The sequence below is a fragment of the Sphingopyxis sp. NJF-3 genome (assembly GCF_053514865.1).
Map to the genome: position 1 here is coordinate 1,046,339 of NZ_CM130726.1, position 15,928 is coordinate 1,062,266.

Consider the following 15,928-nt stretch of genomic DNA (forward strand, 5'->3'; position numbering starts at 1 on the left):
GCCGCAGCGCGCTCAGCGCGCGGCGGGTTCGGCATCCTGCAAGATGATGGCCTGTTGCAGGCGGTCGATCTCGGCGTGAAACGCGCGCTCGGCCTCGCCAAAATCTTCGACGGGTTGTCGCTCTGCCCCGAAATGCCCAAAGCGATCGGTGCCGCGGACAAGCGTCGCGGTGTCCGATTGGCCCATGACCTGGCGGACGTGGGTCGGCAAATAGCGGATTGCGAAGCCGATCCGGCGCCGGCCCGATTCATTCGGTCCCGACCCATGGACCATGCGAACATGATGCAGCGACATCTCGCCGGGATCGAGTTCGAGCGCGACGATGTCCTTCAGATCGACATCGACTGCGATTTCCTGGCCGCGCGACAGCATGTTGGCGGCCTCGAAAGTGTCGCGGTGCGGCATCTGGTCGAGCCTGTGGCTGCCGGGGAGAACGCACAGCGCGCCATTGTCGGCCTTGCTGTCGGAGAGCGCGATCCATGCGGTCAACACGTCCGCAGGATCGAGACCCCAATAGGTCGAATCCTGATGCCAGGAGATATAGGCGGGATCGTGCGGTTCCTTGATAAATAAGGTCGTTCCCCAGACGAGCAAATCTTCGCCCATCACCTGGGTGACGGCATCGAGGACGGCAGGCTCGCGGATCAGACGGTCGGCCCATGGAAACAGCAAATGCGGATTGTTCCGATGCGCCTTCGCCAGCGCGCCATGTCGCTTTTCATGCTGTTCGAGCGCACCACGATATTCGGCAGCGCGATCGGCGGAAAGCGCACGCAGCGGTGCGACATATCCCTGTTCCTTGAACCTTGCCGCAAGCGGCAGACCGTCGGTCATCGAATTTACCTTTTCTGCTGAGGCTTTCCGCTAGCGGCCCATCCAGCCGCCATCGACAAGCAGCGTGGCGCCGTGAACATAGTTCGAGGCTGCCGAAGCAAGGAACACGACCGGACCCTTGAAATCGTCAGGTTCGCCCCAGCGGCCTGCGGGAATGCGTGCGAGGATAGACTCGGCGCGCCCCGCATCGTTGCGCAGGGCTTCGGTATTGTCGGTGGCGATATACCCGGGCGCCACCGCGTTGACATTGATGCCGCGCGACGCCCATTCATTCGCGAACGCCATCGTCAATTGCTGAATTCCGCCCTTGCTCGCGGCATAACCAGGAACGGTGATTCCACCTTGGTAGGACAGCAGCGAGGCAGTGAAGATAATCTTCCCCGCGCCAGCCTCGAGCATTTTTCGCCCGATTTCGCGAGTGATCAGAAATTGCGCCGACAGGTTGACCTCGATCACCTTGTCCCAGAATTCATCGGGATGCTCGGCAGCAGGAGCGCGAAGAATCGTTCCGGCATTGTTGACGAGAATGTCGATCGCGGGAGCTTCGGTCGCGAGCTGCGCAAGCAGCGCCTTGAGCGCGTCCCGATCCGCAAAATCGCACTGATAGCCGGTAAATCGGCGTCCGGTGGCGCGAACCGCCCGCACGACTTCGTCATTTTCCGGATCGAGCGACGCCGAGACGCCGATGACGTCGGCGCCGGCCTCGGCAAGCCCGACCGCCATCGCGAGGCCGATGCCGCGTCGGCAGCCGGTGACCAGTGCCGTCTTGCCGCTGAGGTCGAAAAGTTCGGCAGTCATCATGCGCACTCCAGCAAGGTTTTCATCCCCGGGTCGGGGCTGTCGAGTGTTTCGAAGGCGAGCTGAATATCGTCGATCGGGCGAACCGAGGTAATGAGCGCGTCGACATCGACCTGGCCGCTCGCGATCAGTTCGATCGCGGCATCGAAGTCCGCAGCCTCGTAGACGCGGGCGCCAACAAGTTCGAGTTCGCGCCAGAAGAATTTGAACAGGTCGACCTGGGCTTTTGCCGAATGAATCGCGACCATGCAGATGCGCCCGCGCACCGCCGCGATCTCGGTCATCGCATCGACCGTCGGCTGGACCCCGGCCACCTCGAAGACGATATCGGCGCCCTTGCCGCCGGTCCACGCCATCACATGGTCGGCGAGGCTACCCGAGCCGGGATCGAAAGTCGCGAATCCTGCATCGGTCGCATAGGTCCGGCGCACGGGCGTCGGCTCGGAAATAAGAACCTCCGCGCCCCGCGCACGCGCGACCAATGCGATCAGCTGGCCGATCGGTCCGCCCCCCAGCACGACCACCTTCTCGCCCGCAGCAACCCGCGCGCGCGCGACGTCGTGGCAGGCGACCGCGAGCGGCTCGACCAGCGCACCGCGGCGCAGATCGACCGAGTCAGGAAGTTTGTGGAGCGTGCGCGCCTTGACCGTCCAGTATGACTGGAGCGCTCCGACCGTGTCGATTCCCATGAATTTGAGCTTGTGGCAGATGTGCGAGTGGCCGGCGTCGCAGGCGGGGCATTCGCCGCAATAATCGAGCGGGCGCACCACGACCTTGTCGCCGACTTTAAATCCGGACACCTCCGCCCCGACCGTTTCGACGACGCCCGACATTTCGTGGCCAATCACCCCGGGCGGGCAGACGCGATGATCCATATTGCCGTGATAGACATGAAGGTCGGTTCCGCAGAGGCCGACATAGCCGACGCGAAGCGTCACTTCGTCGTCCGCCGGTGCGCGCCGTTCGCCTTCGCCAATCTTGAACTGGCCCTTTTCGACATAAATGGCAGATTTCATGGGTAAACTCTCTTCAGGAGGCGAGGTGGGGACGGATGAGTTTGTGATCGAAGGCGACGCCGTTTCCGGGGTTTTGCGGTGCGAGAGCGGTGCCGTTCTGGATGGGGAGGGGGTTTGTTGTGTATTGGTCGATTGGAAAGGAGTGGATTTCGAGCATGGCGGCGTTGGGCTGTGCGGCCATGAGCGAGACATGGAGTTCGTGCATTCCGTGGGAGGCGATGGGGAGGTTGTGTTGGCGTGCGAGGCTGGCGACCTCGAGCCATCCTGTGATGCCGCCGATGTTGGATGCGTCGGGCTGGAGGAAGGCGACCGATCCGTGGCTTGCGACGTCGCGGAACTCGGCGAGGGTGCGCAGGTTTTCGCCGGAGGCGAGGGGGATGGCGGTTGCGGCGGCGACCTTGGCGTAGGCGGCATGATCGTCGTGGGGGACGGGCTCTTCGAACCAGGCAAGCCCGGCGTCGTCGACGGCGCGGGCGAAGGCGATGGCGCTGTCGGCGTCCCAGGAATAGTTGGCGTCGGCCATGAGGCTTCGCTCGCTGCCGATGAGGCGGCGGACGGCGCGGACGCGGCGGACGTCGGTGGCGATGTCGGGGCGTCCGACCTTGAGCTTGATGCCGCGATGGCCTGCGGCGAGTTCGGCAGCGACGCGGTCGAGGAGCTGGTCGTCGGAATAGCCGAGATCGATGAGGCCGCGGTAGCAGGCGACCTGGTCGGCATGGCCGCCCGCGAGCTCGCACAGCGGCTTGCCGAGACGAATACCGCGAAGATCCCAGAGGGCGATATCGGCGGCGGCGACGGCGAAGGCCGCAACGCCGCCGAGACCGAGATAGTGGAGCCACGCGCGCATGCGGGTCCAAAGGCCGTCGATATCGTCGGCGTCGGCACCGATCAGGAGGGGAGCGATCTCGTCGGCGAGGAGCGCGCGAATGGCGCTGCCGCCGCGTCCGCCTGTATAGGTATAGCCGGTGCCCTCGTAGCCGTCGGCGCAGACGATGCGGCAGGTGACGATCTCGAAATGGGTGTGAAGACCGTGCCCCGCATCGCTGAGCGTCTCCGCCAGCGGTATACGATAAAGATCAACCTCAACCGCTACGATCGGACGTGCGGAGGTCTTGTTCGTCGGCGGGACGTCATCGCCCGCCCGGTGTGAAACCATTTCCATTAGCGTCAATTGTCAATTGTCAACGATTGTGTCAAGCTGTGAATTGTTTACAACGTTGCGATCAGATGAAGCGCTGCAACGGAACCGGTGGGAGCAGGACATGATTTCAAGACGCGAAATGGTTGCGATGTCGATCGTCGCGGGAATGTGCAGCCGCGCTGCGCCAGCCATCGCGGCTGCAGTGCCTGCCGCGAAAATCGAGTGGCTCGATGATCGAATGGCGGCGCATTTTGCGCGCGATGCCGTGGTCGAACATCTTGGGTCGGGGCTGAAATGGGCCGAAGGGCCGACGTGGGACAGTCGGAGAAACTGCCTCTATTTTTCGGACATTCCCGCCAACATCCTCTACCGTTGGGACGAAAGCGAGGGAATCAAGCCGTGGCGCAATCCTGCCGGCTCGGGGCGCGCGGCGGCGGGCGTGATGCCTGGCACCAATGGCCTTTGCTATCGCGCAGAGGATGACATGCTCCTCGTGTGCGATCAGGACAGCCGTTCGATCATTGCCTATTCGCTTTCCGACTGGGTGGGCCAGCCGGTCGTGTGCGACGCCGATCGCCCGTTCAACAGTCCCAATGATCTTGTGCGCGGCCGAGACGGGGCGCTCTATTTCACCGACCCGCCCTATGGGTTGATCGAGAACGACGCATCGCCAGCGAAAGCGCGCAAAATGAACGGCGTATACCGGCGCAATTCCGACGGCAGCATTTCGCTGATCGACGGCGAACTGACCTTTCCCAATGGGATAGGCCTCTCCCCCAACGGGCAATATCTTTACGTCACCGTCTCCGATCCGGCGGCTCCGCGGCTGGTCCGTTACCGTCTCGAAGGCCGCGCCGTGGCCGCCCGCGACGATCGCTGGTTCGACATGCGGCAGTTCCAGCGCGACGGCAGTCCGGGAATGCCCGACGGCATGGCAATCGCTGAGGATGGTACCTTATTCGTAGCTGCTCCAGGGGGAGTGGCGATCATCGGCGCCGACGGCGTGGCGCTCGGGCGAATCGTCACCGGCGCACCGACGGGAAACTGCTGCATCGCGGGGAATGCCCATGCGCTGTTCATCACCGCAAATGACAGCCTCTGGCGTGTGCGCTTGCGCGAACGCGCCTAGAGTTTTCCCCCTTTTCAGATCAGCGATGTTAATTGTAGACAATCGACATTTAAGCCGATAGGTCGTTCGCATCGAGAAACAAGAGTCTTTGGGAGAGAGAGATATGCGTCGGTGGGCTTTGGCATGTGCGGTGGGTTGTTCTGCTCTCGCTTTGACGAGCGCCATGGCCGAGACGGGCGGCGATCGCCAATGGCCGGTGGAAAGTTTCGAAACACGCAGCGTTCGGATCGAAGCCCAAAATGCGTCCGCAACTATCGGAGCCGATCGCCGGGCCACCGATGGCAAGCAGCTTCTGTCGATCACCTATGAGCCGCATGTCGATGATGTCGTCACCCTGAATTTCGACAAGCCGCTCGACCTTAGCGGTCGCGGCGACGTCAATCTGGCGTTCGACCTTTTCAACGATAATCCCGTCTCGACCCAAATATTCGTCAACATCGTCGACGATCAGGGGCGCTCGCAGCGGCGCAGCGCCGCGATTGCGGCCAATAGCTCGGCAACGCTCTATGCGGTTTTGTCCGGGTATGAAGCGAATGTGCAGACCGGGCTTCGCGAGATTCCGCCGAGCTGGAAGAGCGACGACGTAAAGCTGTTCTGGCGCAACGGCGATCGCAATCTCGATCTTTCGCGTATCGCCAAGCTCAGTTTCGAACTCGAAGCGATCACGGCGCCGCGCAAGCTGGCGATCGACAATATTCGCCTGCGTGCAAACCCGATTTCCGATCCCTTTTTCCTCACCGAGATCGTCGACCGCTTCGGTCAGAACGCCAAGGTCGATTATCCGATCAAGATCCATTCGGAAGCCGAACTGAAGCAAGCTGCGGCGAAGGAACTCGCCGAACTGGCGACCTCGAAGGGCGCGCCCGAGCGATCGCGTTGGGGTGGCTGGACGGGTGGTCCCAAGCTTCGGGCTACGGGTCACTTCCGGACCGAGAAGGTCGATGGCAAATGGTGGATGGTCGATCCCGATGGATATCTCTTCTTTTCGAGCGCGATCGCCAATGTCCGCATGGCGAATCTCGAAACCGTCACGGGCTATGATTTCGAGGCCCCTTCGGTTCGCAAGATCGACCCCGAAGAACTGACTCCGGAGGATTCGCGTGACGTCGTGCCCGTCGATCCGTCGGTACGCGGCACACGTTTTCTCGCCTCGCCCCTTCGCCGGGCGATGTTTCAATGGCTTCCCGCCTATGACGATCCCTTGGGCGATCATTATGGATATCGCCGCACCTTCCACCAGGGCGCGCTCGAGCATGGCGAGGTATACAGCTTCTACAAGGCGAACCTGGAGCGTCGTTACGGCGACAATTACATGTCGAAATGGCGCGACGTCACGATCGACCGCATGCGCGACTGGGGAATGACGTCGTTCGGAAACTGGATCGACCCCATATATTACGACAACCAGAAAATGCCCTATTTCGCGAACGGCTGGATCATCGGCAATTTCAAGACGCTTTCGTCGGGTTTCGACTATTGGTCGCCGCTGCCCGACGTCTATGATCCAAATTTCAAGCGCCGCGCGCGGCTGACGATCGAACAGATCGCGCGCGAAGTGAAGGGCTCGCCCTGGTGTATCGGGGTCTTCGTCGACAATGAGAAGAGCTGGGGGCGCACCGACACGCCGCGCAATCAATATGCCGCCGTCCTCGACGCGCTGTCGAAACCGGCCAAGGACAGCCCGGCCAAGGCGCAGTTCGCGAAGATGTTGAAAGGCAAATATGCGTCGATTGCCGCGCTCAACGCGGCATGGAAATCGAGCTTTGCCTCTTGGGAGGAATTCGACGCCGGCGTGAAGGTCGCTGACATTGAATCGGCCAAGCCCGACCTCTCCTTGCTTTTCGCCGACTATGCGGAGACTTATTTCCGCACCGTGCGTGACGAACTCAAGCGGGTGATGCCCGATCATATGTATATGGGCGTGCGCATGGCCGAATGGGGCATGCCCGATGAGGTCACCAAGGCCGCGCTGAAACACTCCGACGTTCTGAGCTACAACGTCTACCGCGAGACGATCCATCCCGAAACCTGGGGCTTCCTGCAAAAGCTTGACCGCCCCACGATCATCGGCGAGTTTCACATCGGCAGCACGTCCGACACGGGTCTCTATCATCCGGGGCTTGTCATCGGGGTAGATCAGACCGACCGGGCGCGTATGTACGAGCGATATATGAATTCGGTTCTCGACAATCCGATGATGGTTGGGGCGCACTGGTTCCAATATGTCGACGACAATGTGACTGGCCGCGCCTATGACGGAGAGAATTACAATGTCGGCTGGGTGACGAATACCGATATTCCCTATCCCGAAATGACGGCCGCGGCGCGGCGCTTCAACTACGACCTGTACCGTCGGCGCTTCGGGAACTGAGATGGCGGGTGCGATCAACCTGCAGGCCGAAACGGGACTGAATGAGGCCCAGACCAATCGCCGGGCCCTGTTACTTGCGATCATGGTCTGTTTCGGTGGCTTTGTGTTCGGTCTCGACGCGGCGCTCGTGTCGGGCACAAAGACCTACGTCATGCAGGATCTGGGGACCGATGCGATCGGATATGGTTATGCCGTGAGCGCCCCGGGTCTCGGCGTCGTTTTTGCACTGCTGGTGACCGGGCATATCTGCGACCGGATCGGTCGCCGCAAGACCCTGCTTTTGATCGGCTGGCTCTACTTGCTGTCGGCGGTCTGCGCTGTTCTTTCACAAACCCTGTGGCAATTGGTCGCGGCACGTTTCCTCGGCGGGTTGGCCTTTGCCTCGCTCTCCGTGTCGTCGATGTATGTCGGGGAGGTCGCACCGCCGGCAAAGCGTGGCCTGCTCGTCGCGGTCAACCAATTGAACATCGTGTTCGGGCTGTTCGCGGCCTATCTCGCCAACTACTTCATCCAGGGCTGGGTTCACGCCGGCGCGCCGTGGATCAGCGCCGTCGGGATGGACCGCTATACCTGGCAGTGGATGCTCGGAGTCCAGATTCCGCCTTCGATTTTGTGGATCATCTTCCTTTTGAAAATCCCCGAGAGCCCGCGGTGGCTCATGCTTCGCGGGCGCAAGGCCGAGGCGCGCAAGGTGATGGAGGGGTTGCTGCCAGCCTCAGAAGTCGACGCCGTGATCGACGACATCGAAATCGCGGTCAGGACGGATCGCGAAGATAATATGTCGCAGCAGGGGCAAACAAGGCGCCAGCTTGCGCGCATGCTTTCGCCCACGATAGTCCGCGCGACGATCATCGGACTCGTAATCGCAGCGGTCCAGCCGACGACCGGCATCAATGCGATCATGTTTTATGCGCCCTATGTCATCGAACAGGTTGGCCTTGGCGTCGACGCATCCTTCCTCGTCCCGGTCGTCAACGGGATATTCAGCATCATCGCCACATCCGCGGCCCTGATCTTCATCGACCGGATCGGACGCCGGACGATATTGCTCGGCGGTCTTGGGGTCGCGGCGATCAGTCTCGCCGCCTGTTCGCTCAGCTTTGCCAGCGCAACCTATCGGTTGCAGGCCGATACCATCGCGGCGCTGCCCGCGACCATCGATCGCTCGGCGCTTGTACCGCTTGCCGACCGTAGGTTCGACAATGACGTCGACTTCAAGAATGCGCTGAACGAGGCGCTCGGCAAGGACGTCGCGCAGGCAAATGAAGGTGAGCTGCTGAAAGCTGGAACGCATATCGACAGCTGGATCGTCCTCATTGGCATTGCGGCCTTCGTGGCGGCTTTCCAGTTCTCGATCGGCCCGATCATGTGGGTGATCCTGTCGGAGATATTCCCAACCGGTGTACGCGGGGTCGCGATACCCGCCTGCGCGTTGCTCACAAGCGTTTTGAACTATGGCGTCCAGCAACTATTTCCGTGGCAGCTCGTCAATCTGGGCGCTGCCTCGGTGTTCGCATTCTACGCCCTGTGCGTCTGCGCTGGCTTCGCGATCCTGTGGCGAATGCTTCCCGAAACGCGCGGGAAATCTATCGAGGAAATTGCGGTCGAGATGGCCAGGAAGAAAGTGACAGCGTGAATTCCATTGGAAGCCTGGAAGGCAAGAATGTCGTCCTCACCGGCGGCGGCGCGGGTATTGGCTGGGGCATTGCGCAGGCCTGCTGCAACGCAGGCGCACACGTCTTCTTTGGCCAGCGGAACGCCAACGGCGAAGCGAAGGCGGAGCTGTTGCGCGGGTCGGGCGGCGATGCGACCTTCAGGCAGCTCGACGTTTCCGATCCGTCGAGCATCGCGGAGTTCGCTGCGTCGGCGACGGAGCGTTTTGGACGCATCGATGCGCTGATCAACAATGCCGGAGTGACGATCGAAGGCGACTTTCTGGCTTTTGCCGCCGACGATCTGGAGCGCCTGTGGGCGACCAACGTGCGATCGATTTTCCTCCTGACCCAGGCGCTCGTTCCGGCGATGCCGCGCGGCGCCTCGGTGCTCAACATCTCTTCGAACCATTCGGTCGCCAGTGTCCCCGGTTATGAAATGTATGCGGCGACCAAGGGCGCCATCGCCGCGATGACGCGCGCCATGTGTACGAGCCTTGGCCAGCGGGGAATCCGGGTGAATACGCTCAGCCCCGGCCTCACGCGGACCGAGGCCGTGCAGGAGGTCATCGATCGATCGCCGGAACTGGAGCGCAGCTTCAATGCGATGCACGCCGATGGGCGGTTCGCGACAGTCGAAGAAATTGGCGCCGTTGCGGCCTTCCTCGTCTCCGACGCGGCGGCAGCGGTGACAGGCGCAGACCTCGTCGCCGACCATGGGCTTGCGGTTCAGCTATGCCGCGATGACGAACTCAAATGAGGAGCGTCCCGCGATGAAGATATCGGACATTTCGGTCTTCCCCATTTGGGCCGGCTATCGCAACATCTGCCTCGTCAGGGTGGAAACCGATGCGGGGATCGTCGGGTGGGGCGAGTCGGGATTGTCGGGGCGCGAACAAGCGGTTGCCGCGATGATCGGGCACTTCCACGAATTTCTGATCGGCCGCGACGCGCGGCGGATCGGTGCGCTGTGGCAGGAGATGTATCGCGGCCAGTATTTCGAGGGCGGGCGCACGATCACGGCGGCGATTTCGGCGATCGATATCGCGCTTTGGGACATCGCGGGCAAGGCGCATGGGGTGCCCGTCTATCAGCTTCTCGGTGGTCGGCAGCGTGACCACATTCCCTGCTTCATCACCAGCACCGCCGAGCATGGCGACGCGTTGGTGGCCGATATGCTCGACCTGCAGCGTCAGGGCTGGGATTGCATCCGCGCGACAGTGGGCGACGGTGCCCAGGCGTCGCCGACCTATGATCCGCGAAAGGCACTTGCAGTAGCGGCCGACGTTCTCATCGATGCCCGGGCGGCGCTTGGCAGCGGAACCATCCTCGGCATCGATTTCCATCATCGGCTTCAGGTAGCCGAGGCGGCATCCTTTTGCCAGCGCATGCCCTCCGGCACCCTCGATTTCCTGGAAGAGCCGATTCGCCAGCAAACGCCGGGCGCATACAGCAGCTTGCGCAGCATGTGCGACATCCCTTTCGCGATCGGAGAGGAGTTCGCTTCGAAATGGGACTTCGCTCCCTATCTCGAGTCCGGCCTCACCAATTTCGCGAGGATCGACATTTGCAATGTCGGCGGGTTCAGCGAGGCGATGAAAATCGCCGCGATGGCCGAGACGCATTATATCGACGTGATGCCGCACGACCCGCTCGGCCCGGTCTGCACGGCGGCGACCATCCAGATGTGTGCAGCGATCCCCAATCTTTCGTGGTGCGAGGTCGATCCCTATGGCGTCGATACATCGGCCTATGATCGCCTGTTCCGAGTGCGTCCGCGGCTCGACGGCACGCGCTTTGCCGTGCCCGTTCTGCCGGGTATAGGTGTCGAAGTCGATGAGGCGGCCGTACGTGCCGCGGCCTTTGAATATTGGGAACCGCCGCGGCGCTACAAGCCCGACGGCTCCTACACCAACTGGTGAGCACTCCGCGCGTGCAACGGCGCCATGTGATGCTGGCTGCAGTTTTCGTGAGCGTGGTGGTCAATTATCTCGATCGCACGAACATGGCTGTCGCCGCCGTGGAGCTGCGCCGCGACCTTGGTCTGTCGCAGATAGAGCTCGGGCTCGTCTTTTCGGCCTTTGCCTGGAGCTACTCGCTGCTCCAAATTCCAGGCGGGATTCTCGTCGACCGGATTTCCCCGCGCATTCTTTATCCGATCCTGCTCGCCGGCTGGTCGATCGCGACGATCATTCAGGGCTTTGCGTCGTCGCTACTCCTTCTGCTCATATGCCGCGTATTTGTGGGCATTTTCGAGGCTCCCTCCTTTCCGATCAACAACCGGGTCGCGACGAGCTGGTTTCCCGAACAGGAACGCGCCGGCGCGATCGGAAGCTATACGGCAGGACAGTTTCTGGGGCTCGCGGTCCTCGCGCCGATCCTCTTCTGGGTGCAGCAATTGTGGGGCTGGCGAGTCCTTTTCTTTGTCTGCGGTTTCGCCGGGTTGCTTTGGGCGTGGGCGTGGCATGTCATTTACCGCGACCCGCTCGATGACAGCAAATTGACTGACAGCGAGCTGGCACTGCTGCGCGAGGGCAAGGCGGCAGTTGAATGGCAGCCCCGGCAGAACGATGCCGAAGGACGCAAGGGATGGCCCCGATTTCCTCTCGCGCTTTTTCACCGCAAGCTTGTTGGTCTGTATATTGGCCAGTTTTGCATCGGTAGCGTATCGATCTTTTTCCTGACCTGGTTCCCGACCTACCTTGTGGAAAGTCGGGGTGTTGCGCTCGACCGTGCGGGTTGGATGACGACATTGCCGTTTCTCGCCGCGATGGGGGGTGTCGTCTTCGGGGGTCGCCTTTCCGATGCCATGATCCGTAAAGGATATTCCGCGAGCGTCGCGCGCAAATTGCCGGTGCTCTGCGGACTTGCACTTTCGTCGACGATCCTGCTTGCGGCCTTTGCCCGGTCCGATGCGGAGGCGTTGGCCGCAATGTCGATCGCATTTTTCGGCAATGGCATGGCCTCGATTGCCTGGGTCTTTGTATCGCTGCTCGCGCCGGAAGGTCGCGTCGGTCTTGCGGGCGGGATCTTCAATTTCTGCGGCGGCTTGTCGGCGATCGTCACGCCCTTGGTCATCGGCGCCATACTATCGACAAATGACTTTACCTATGTGCTTGTGTACATGGCGACCATGGCGGTCGTCGGCATGGCGGCCTATCTGGTACTGATAGGCAAGGTCGAGCGGGTTTCCGCAGAATCAGGGCAATAGGGAAGAAGCGAGAGTCTGTATGGCGGCATCGGAGGTTATCGGGATTCGGCAACAGATTGCCGACCATCTGCGCGGCGATATCATTTCGGGAACGCTTGCACCCAACCAGAAGATCACCGAAGAGGCTCTCGCGCAGCGCTTCGGCGTATCGCGCGGACCGATCCGTGACGTATTGCTTGAGCTGTCGAAAGAAGGACTGCTGGTTACGCGTGCCAATCGCGATACCCGGGTCAACGACGTGGCACCGCCCGAGTTGCAGGCGTTGATGGTGCGTCTCCGCCTCGACATCGAAACCTATTCGATCAAGCGTGTCACGAAGGCCGCATCTCCCCGCTTCACCGCGATGCTCGAGTCAGCGGCCGAGGAATTGTCGAAGCGGCTCCGCGAGGGCGACTTTACCGAAGTGACTCGCGCCGACATTGCGTTCCACCGCGCTATCGTCTTCGAGGCCGGGGGGGACGATCTCGTCAATCTCTGGCGGCCCGTGATCATGCGCATGCGAATGAACTATCAACGGATTTCGACGCCGGACCAGGCGATTGGAGAACATCGCGCAATTCTCGACGCGATCCGCTCGGGCGATGCCAAGCGCGCCGAGGAGGCATTGCGCGACAATATTCGCTGACATGCATTCTGCCGCGGCGCTCGAACGCGCGTCGATTGGCTCCTTGCAGGCACCCGGTTGTCGTTTCGGCCGCGCGATCCGCGCATGGCCCCCGTCCGTCCTGTTGGATTCATCGGCGAGTCGCTCGGCGCGTGTCCGCGTCAAAGGCTTTGAGCGCCTTCACCACCGGGCCACCGGCTTTTATGATCTCAAGCTGCTCATTCGAAAGGTCTAGCGCACGGCGATGTGGCCATAATATCATCGCGCGCAGAATCTGTAAAAGTTGTCAAAGATTGATTGTTGACAATTGACCATCACTTGCTATTCCCAGCTGATAATCGATCAAAATATCCATGGGAGGGTTATGTGACCACGACACGCTCGAAGTTTCTGTTGTCGTCCGGGGCAATCGCGTTGACGATTTGTGCGTTCAGCCCGGCGGCTTTTGCGCAGGAGGCGCCCGCGGACGGCGGTGATGATGCCATCATCGTCACGGGCATTCGCAAATCGCTCAGCGACGCAGCCAATATCAAGCGCGAGGCGAGCGGTGTCGTCGATGCGATTTCGGCAGAAGATATCGGCAAATTTCCCGACGCGAACCTCGCCGAATCGCTCCAGCGCATTTCCGGCGTTTCGATCGATCGTTCGAACAATGAAGGCAACCAGGTAACGGTTCGCGGCTTCGGTCCCGGTTTCAACCTCGTCACGTTGAACAGCCGCCAGATGCCCAATTCCTCGTCGCTCCAGTCGGCCGGCATTTCGCGCAGTTTCAATTTCCGCGATCTCGCTTCCGAAGGCGTTTCGGCGGTCGAAGTCTACAAGACCGGCCGCGCCGACATCGTTTCGGGCGGGCTTGGTGCAACGATCAATATCCGCACGCCGCGTCCGCTCGACGATCCCGGTTTCCGTGCGGTGGCGAGCGCCAAGGCGAACTGGGACACCACGACCGAGGTCGGCGCCAAGGTAACGCCCGAGATTACCGGACTGATCAGCACGACGTTTGCCGACGATCGCATCGGCATCCTGGCGATCGGTTCCTATTCGGAGCGCAACTCGCGCAAGGACCGCACCGGCACGCAGGGCTGGGTTCGCAATCGCGGCAACCGCGCCAATCCGAACCTCGATCTTAGCGCGATCGATACGGCGGCCAATCCGACGGCGGCGTTCTGGACGCCCTGGACGATCGACATGGACGTCTGGGATTCGCAGCGCAAGCGCACCAATGGTCAACTGGTCGTGCAGGCCGAACCGGTCGATGGGCTGACCATCACCGCAGACTATACGATGTCGCGCTACAAGGAACGGACGCAGATGCACCGCATGGCGTTCTGGTTCGACAGGCCCGATATTGCGACCGCGGATGCCAATGGCACGCTGGTCGACATTACGACGCTCAACGACAATCTCGATTTCTGGTCATGGGATTTTTATCAATATACCAAGAATGATTCCTTCGCGGCGAATATCGCCTGGGACGTCACCGACAATCTCAGCTTCGAAATCGATGCGCATGATTCCACCTCGCACTCGAACCCGAACACCAAGAACGGCCAGACCGCCGAGACATTGTCCAACCTGCGCAACCCCATCGGCAGCATCGCGTCGATCAGCGGGAATTTCTCGGGCAAGATTCCGGCGGCCAGCTTCGATGACTCAACGCTTGCGGGCGGCGGCCTGAACTTCGCTAACGTCGTCTCGGATCTTTATCAGAAACGCGGCTACGAAGTCGAAAACAATATCCGGCAACTGCAGTTTGCGGGCAAGTGGAAGAGCGACGACGGCGCGCTGAAGGCGATCAACTTCGGGGCCGACTATACGGACTATAAGGTCGACACCCTGCTCAGTGCGACCTTCCGCTTCGTCGATGTCCCTCTGGGCGGGCTCGAATTCGGCTTCGTGCCGCGCGGCAACACGCTCGATCAATTCAAGGGCGCGGATCAGCTTTTCGGGCAAATTCCGATCTATAGCGCGACCGATTTCGTCGGCATCGTCGAAGACGCGGGGCTGTTCTCGCTCGATCCGCCGTCGCTCAATGGCGTGCGCGAAAAGACGAAGGCGGCGTTCGTGTCTTTCGATCTCGAGACCGATTTCAACTCGATGCCGATCCGCATCAATGCAGGGCTGCGGTATGAGAAGACCAACGTCAGCGCCTACACGGTGCAGAACGGGATCGTCGCGCTGAACTTCCGTCATCCGCAGGAACTGCAGGTGATTCGTGACACGACCCCGACGCGGCAGGAACTCAAGGGCGACTACAACGTCTTCCTGCCGAACGTCGATTTCCGCATCGACCTCACGGACAACCTTGTCGCGCGTGCGGCGTACAGCAAGACGATTGCGCGCAGCAGCCTGTCCGCTATGTTCCCGGCCACGAACTTCCTCAATTCGCGTCCCGGCGGCCCGTTCATCGTGTCGCAGGGGAACCCGGGCCTGCTGCCCTACACATCGAACAACATCGATTTCTCGGTCGAATGGTATTACCAGCCGAGCAGCTACGTCTCGGTCGGCGTGTTCAAGAAATGGGTCGACAATTTTATCGGCGCCGTGACCAACAAGGGGCCGGTTCTCAACGCCAACGGCGAACCGCTGCGCGACCCGAGCGTGAACCCGCGTCCCGGCTGCCCCGATTCATCGGCGACACCGAACCCGGCCTGTCTGTCGGCACCGGGTGATCCGATCGTGACCTGGGATATCAATACGGTGGGCAATCTGAAGTCGGCCTCGGTCCAGGGGCTCGAGGCGACCGTCCAGCACGTGTTTGGTGACACCGGCTTTGGTGTGATGCTCAACGGGACGATCGTCGATGGCAACATCGATCTCGATCCGTTCAACTTCTCCCAGATTCTGGCGCTCACCGGGCTCAGCAATAGCTACAACCTCGTCGGCTTTTACGAGAAGAACGGCTTGCAGGCGCGTCTCGCCTATAATTGGCGCGACAAATTCCTGCTTTCGCTCGGCGCGGAGCCGGTGAATACCGCCGCCTATGGCCAGCTGGACGCTAGCGTCAGCTACGACATCACCGACAATTTGACGGTGTTCGCCGAAGGCCTGAACCTCCTGAATGCCACGACGCGGCGTTACGGCCGCTTCGAGGAGCAACTGCTCGACGCCGAACAATATGGCGCGCGTTACGCATTCGGTGTCCGCGCCAAATTCTAGTCTCCCCTCCTGC

At 61.2% G+C, this 15,928-nt stretch carries 12 protein-coding genes; 8 read left to right on the plus strand and 4 right to left on the minus strand.

Translation table 11 applies throughout. From position 1 onward, the window contains the following. Positions 1–12: 12 nt before the first annotated feature. From ACOTSS_RS04900 to ACOTSS_RS04915, 4 genes are all read right to left on the minus strand, one after another. Entirely contained in the window at positions 13–834 is an 822-nt protein-coding gene (locus ACOTSS_RS04900; protein WP_439511488.1) for a phytanoyl-CoA dioxygenase family protein, read from the minus strand. A 30-nt stretch (positions 835–864) separates the two neighbouring features. Then, a complete protein-coding gene (locus ACOTSS_RS04905; protein ID WP_448690411.1) occupies positions 865–1,557 on the minus strand; it encodes an SDR family oxidoreductase in 693 nt (230 codons plus the stop codon). Positions 1,558–1,631: 74 nt separating this feature from the next. Then, positions 1,632–2,648, minus strand: a complete 1,017-nt coding sequence (locus tag ACOTSS_RS04910) for a zinc-dependent alcohol dehydrogenase (protein ID WP_448690412.1) — start codon at positions 2,646–2,648, stop codon at positions 1,632–1,634. Positions 2,649–2,661: 13 nt separating this feature from the next. After that, on the minus strand, positions 2,662–3,810 hold the full coding sequence (locus ACOTSS_RS04915) for a mandelate racemase/muconate lactonizing enzyme family protein (protein ID WP_448690413.1): 1,149 nt from the start codon (positions 3,808–3,810) through the stop codon (positions 2,662–2,664). Positions 3,811–3,826: 16 nt separating this feature from the next. Between ACOTSS_RS04915 and ACOTSS_RS04920 the strand changes: the two genes are divergently transcribed. The 8 genes from ACOTSS_RS04920 (at position 3,827) to ACOTSS_RS04955 (ending at position 15,915) form a co-directional block, all read left to right on the plus strand. Next, on the plus strand, positions 3,827–4,918 hold the full coding sequence (locus tag ACOTSS_RS04920) for an SMP-30/gluconolactonase/LRE family protein (RefSeq protein ID WP_448690414.1): 1,092 nt from the start codon (positions 3,827–3,829) through the stop codon (positions 4,916–4,918). 163 nt (positions 4,919–5,081) lie between these two features. After that, the gene (locus ACOTSS_RS04925; RefSeq protein ID WP_448690415.1) at positions 5,082–7,289 is read left to right on the plus strand and encodes a beta-galactosidase; all 2,208 of its coding nucleotides are present in this window, start codon (positions 5,082–5,084) and stop codon (positions 7,287–7,289) included. 1 nt (position 7,290) lies between these two features. Beyond that, positions 7,291–8,925 (plus strand): MFS transporter, encoded by a 1,635-nt coding sequence (locus ACOTSS_RS04930; RefSeq protein ID WP_448690416.1) that lies wholly within the window; start codon positions 7,291–7,293, stop codon positions 8,923–8,925. After that, a complete protein-coding gene (locus ACOTSS_RS04935) occupies positions 8,844–9,701 on the plus strand; it encodes an SDR family NAD(P)-dependent oxidoreductase (protein WP_448690417.1) in 858 nt (285 codons plus the stop codon). The genes ACOTSS_RS04930 and ACOTSS_RS04935 overlap by 82 nt, the downstream gene beginning before the upstream one ends. A gap of 13 nt (positions 9,702–9,714) precedes the next feature. Beyond that, a complete protein-coding gene (locus ACOTSS_RS04940; RefSeq protein ID WP_448690418.1) occupies positions 9,715–10,863 on the plus strand; it encodes a mandelate racemase/muconate lactonizing enzyme family protein in 1,149 nt (382 codons plus the stop codon). A 29-nt stretch (positions 10,864–10,892) separates the two neighbouring features. Further along, on the plus strand, positions 10,893–12,152 hold the full coding sequence (locus ACOTSS_RS04945) for an MFS transporter (RefSeq protein WP_448690419.1): 1,260 nt from the start codon (positions 10,893–10,895) through the stop codon (positions 12,150–12,152). A gap of 19 nt (positions 12,153–12,171) precedes the next feature. Then, positions 12,172–12,777, plus strand: a complete 606-nt coding sequence (locus ACOTSS_RS04950; protein WP_448690420.1) for a GntR family transcriptional regulator — start codon at positions 12,172–12,174, stop codon at positions 12,775–12,777. Positions 12,778–13,122: 345 nt separating this feature from the next. Next, positions 13,123–15,915 (plus strand): TonB-dependent receptor, encoded by a 2,793-nt coding sequence (locus ACOTSS_RS04955; RefSeq protein WP_448690421.1) that lies wholly within the window; start codon positions 13,123–13,125, stop codon positions 15,913–15,915. The last annotated feature ends 13 nt before the right edge of the window (positions 15,916–15,928 follow it).

What these genes read in the sequence shown, in the direction of transcription:
- ACOTSS_RS04900 (WP_439511488.1), bottom strand. Translation starts at nt 834, where the DNA reads ATGACCGACGGTCTGCCGCTTGCGGCAAGGTTCAAGGAACAGGGATAT.
- ACOTSS_RS04905 (WP_448690411.1), bottom strand. Translation starts at nt 1,557, where the DNA reads ATGGCGGTCGGGCTTGCCGAGGCCGGCGCCGACGTCATCGGCGTCTCG.
- ACOTSS_RS04910 (WP_448690412.1), bottom strand. Translation starts at nt 2,648, where the DNA reads ATGAAATCTGCCATTTATGTCGAAAAGGGCCAGTTCAAGATTGGCGAA.
- ACOTSS_RS04915 (WP_448690413.1), bottom strand. Translation starts at nt 3,810, where the DNA reads ATGGAAATGGTTTCACACCGGGCGGGCGATGACGTCCCGCCGACGAAC.
- ACOTSS_RS04925 (WP_448690415.1), top strand. Translation starts at nt 5,082, where the DNA reads ATGGCCGAGACGGGCGGCGATCGCCAATGGCCGGTGGAAAGTTTCGAA.
- ACOTSS_RS04930 (WP_448690416.1), top strand. Translation starts at nt 7,291, where the DNA reads ATGGCGGGTGCGATCAACCTGCAGGCCGAAACGGGACTGAATGAGGCC.
- ACOTSS_RS04940 (WP_448690418.1), top strand. Translation starts at nt 9,715, where the DNA reads ATGAAGATATCGGACATTTCGGTCTTCCCCATTTGGGCCGGCTATCGC.
- ACOTSS_RS04945 (WP_448690419.1), top strand. Translation starts at nt 10,893, where the DNA reads ATGCTGGCTGCAGTTTTCGTGAGCGTGGTGGTCAATTATCTCGATCGC.
- ACOTSS_RS04950 (WP_448690420.1), top strand. Translation starts at nt 12,172, where the DNA reads ATGGCGGCATCGGAGGTTATCGGGATTCGGCAACAGATTGCCGACCAT.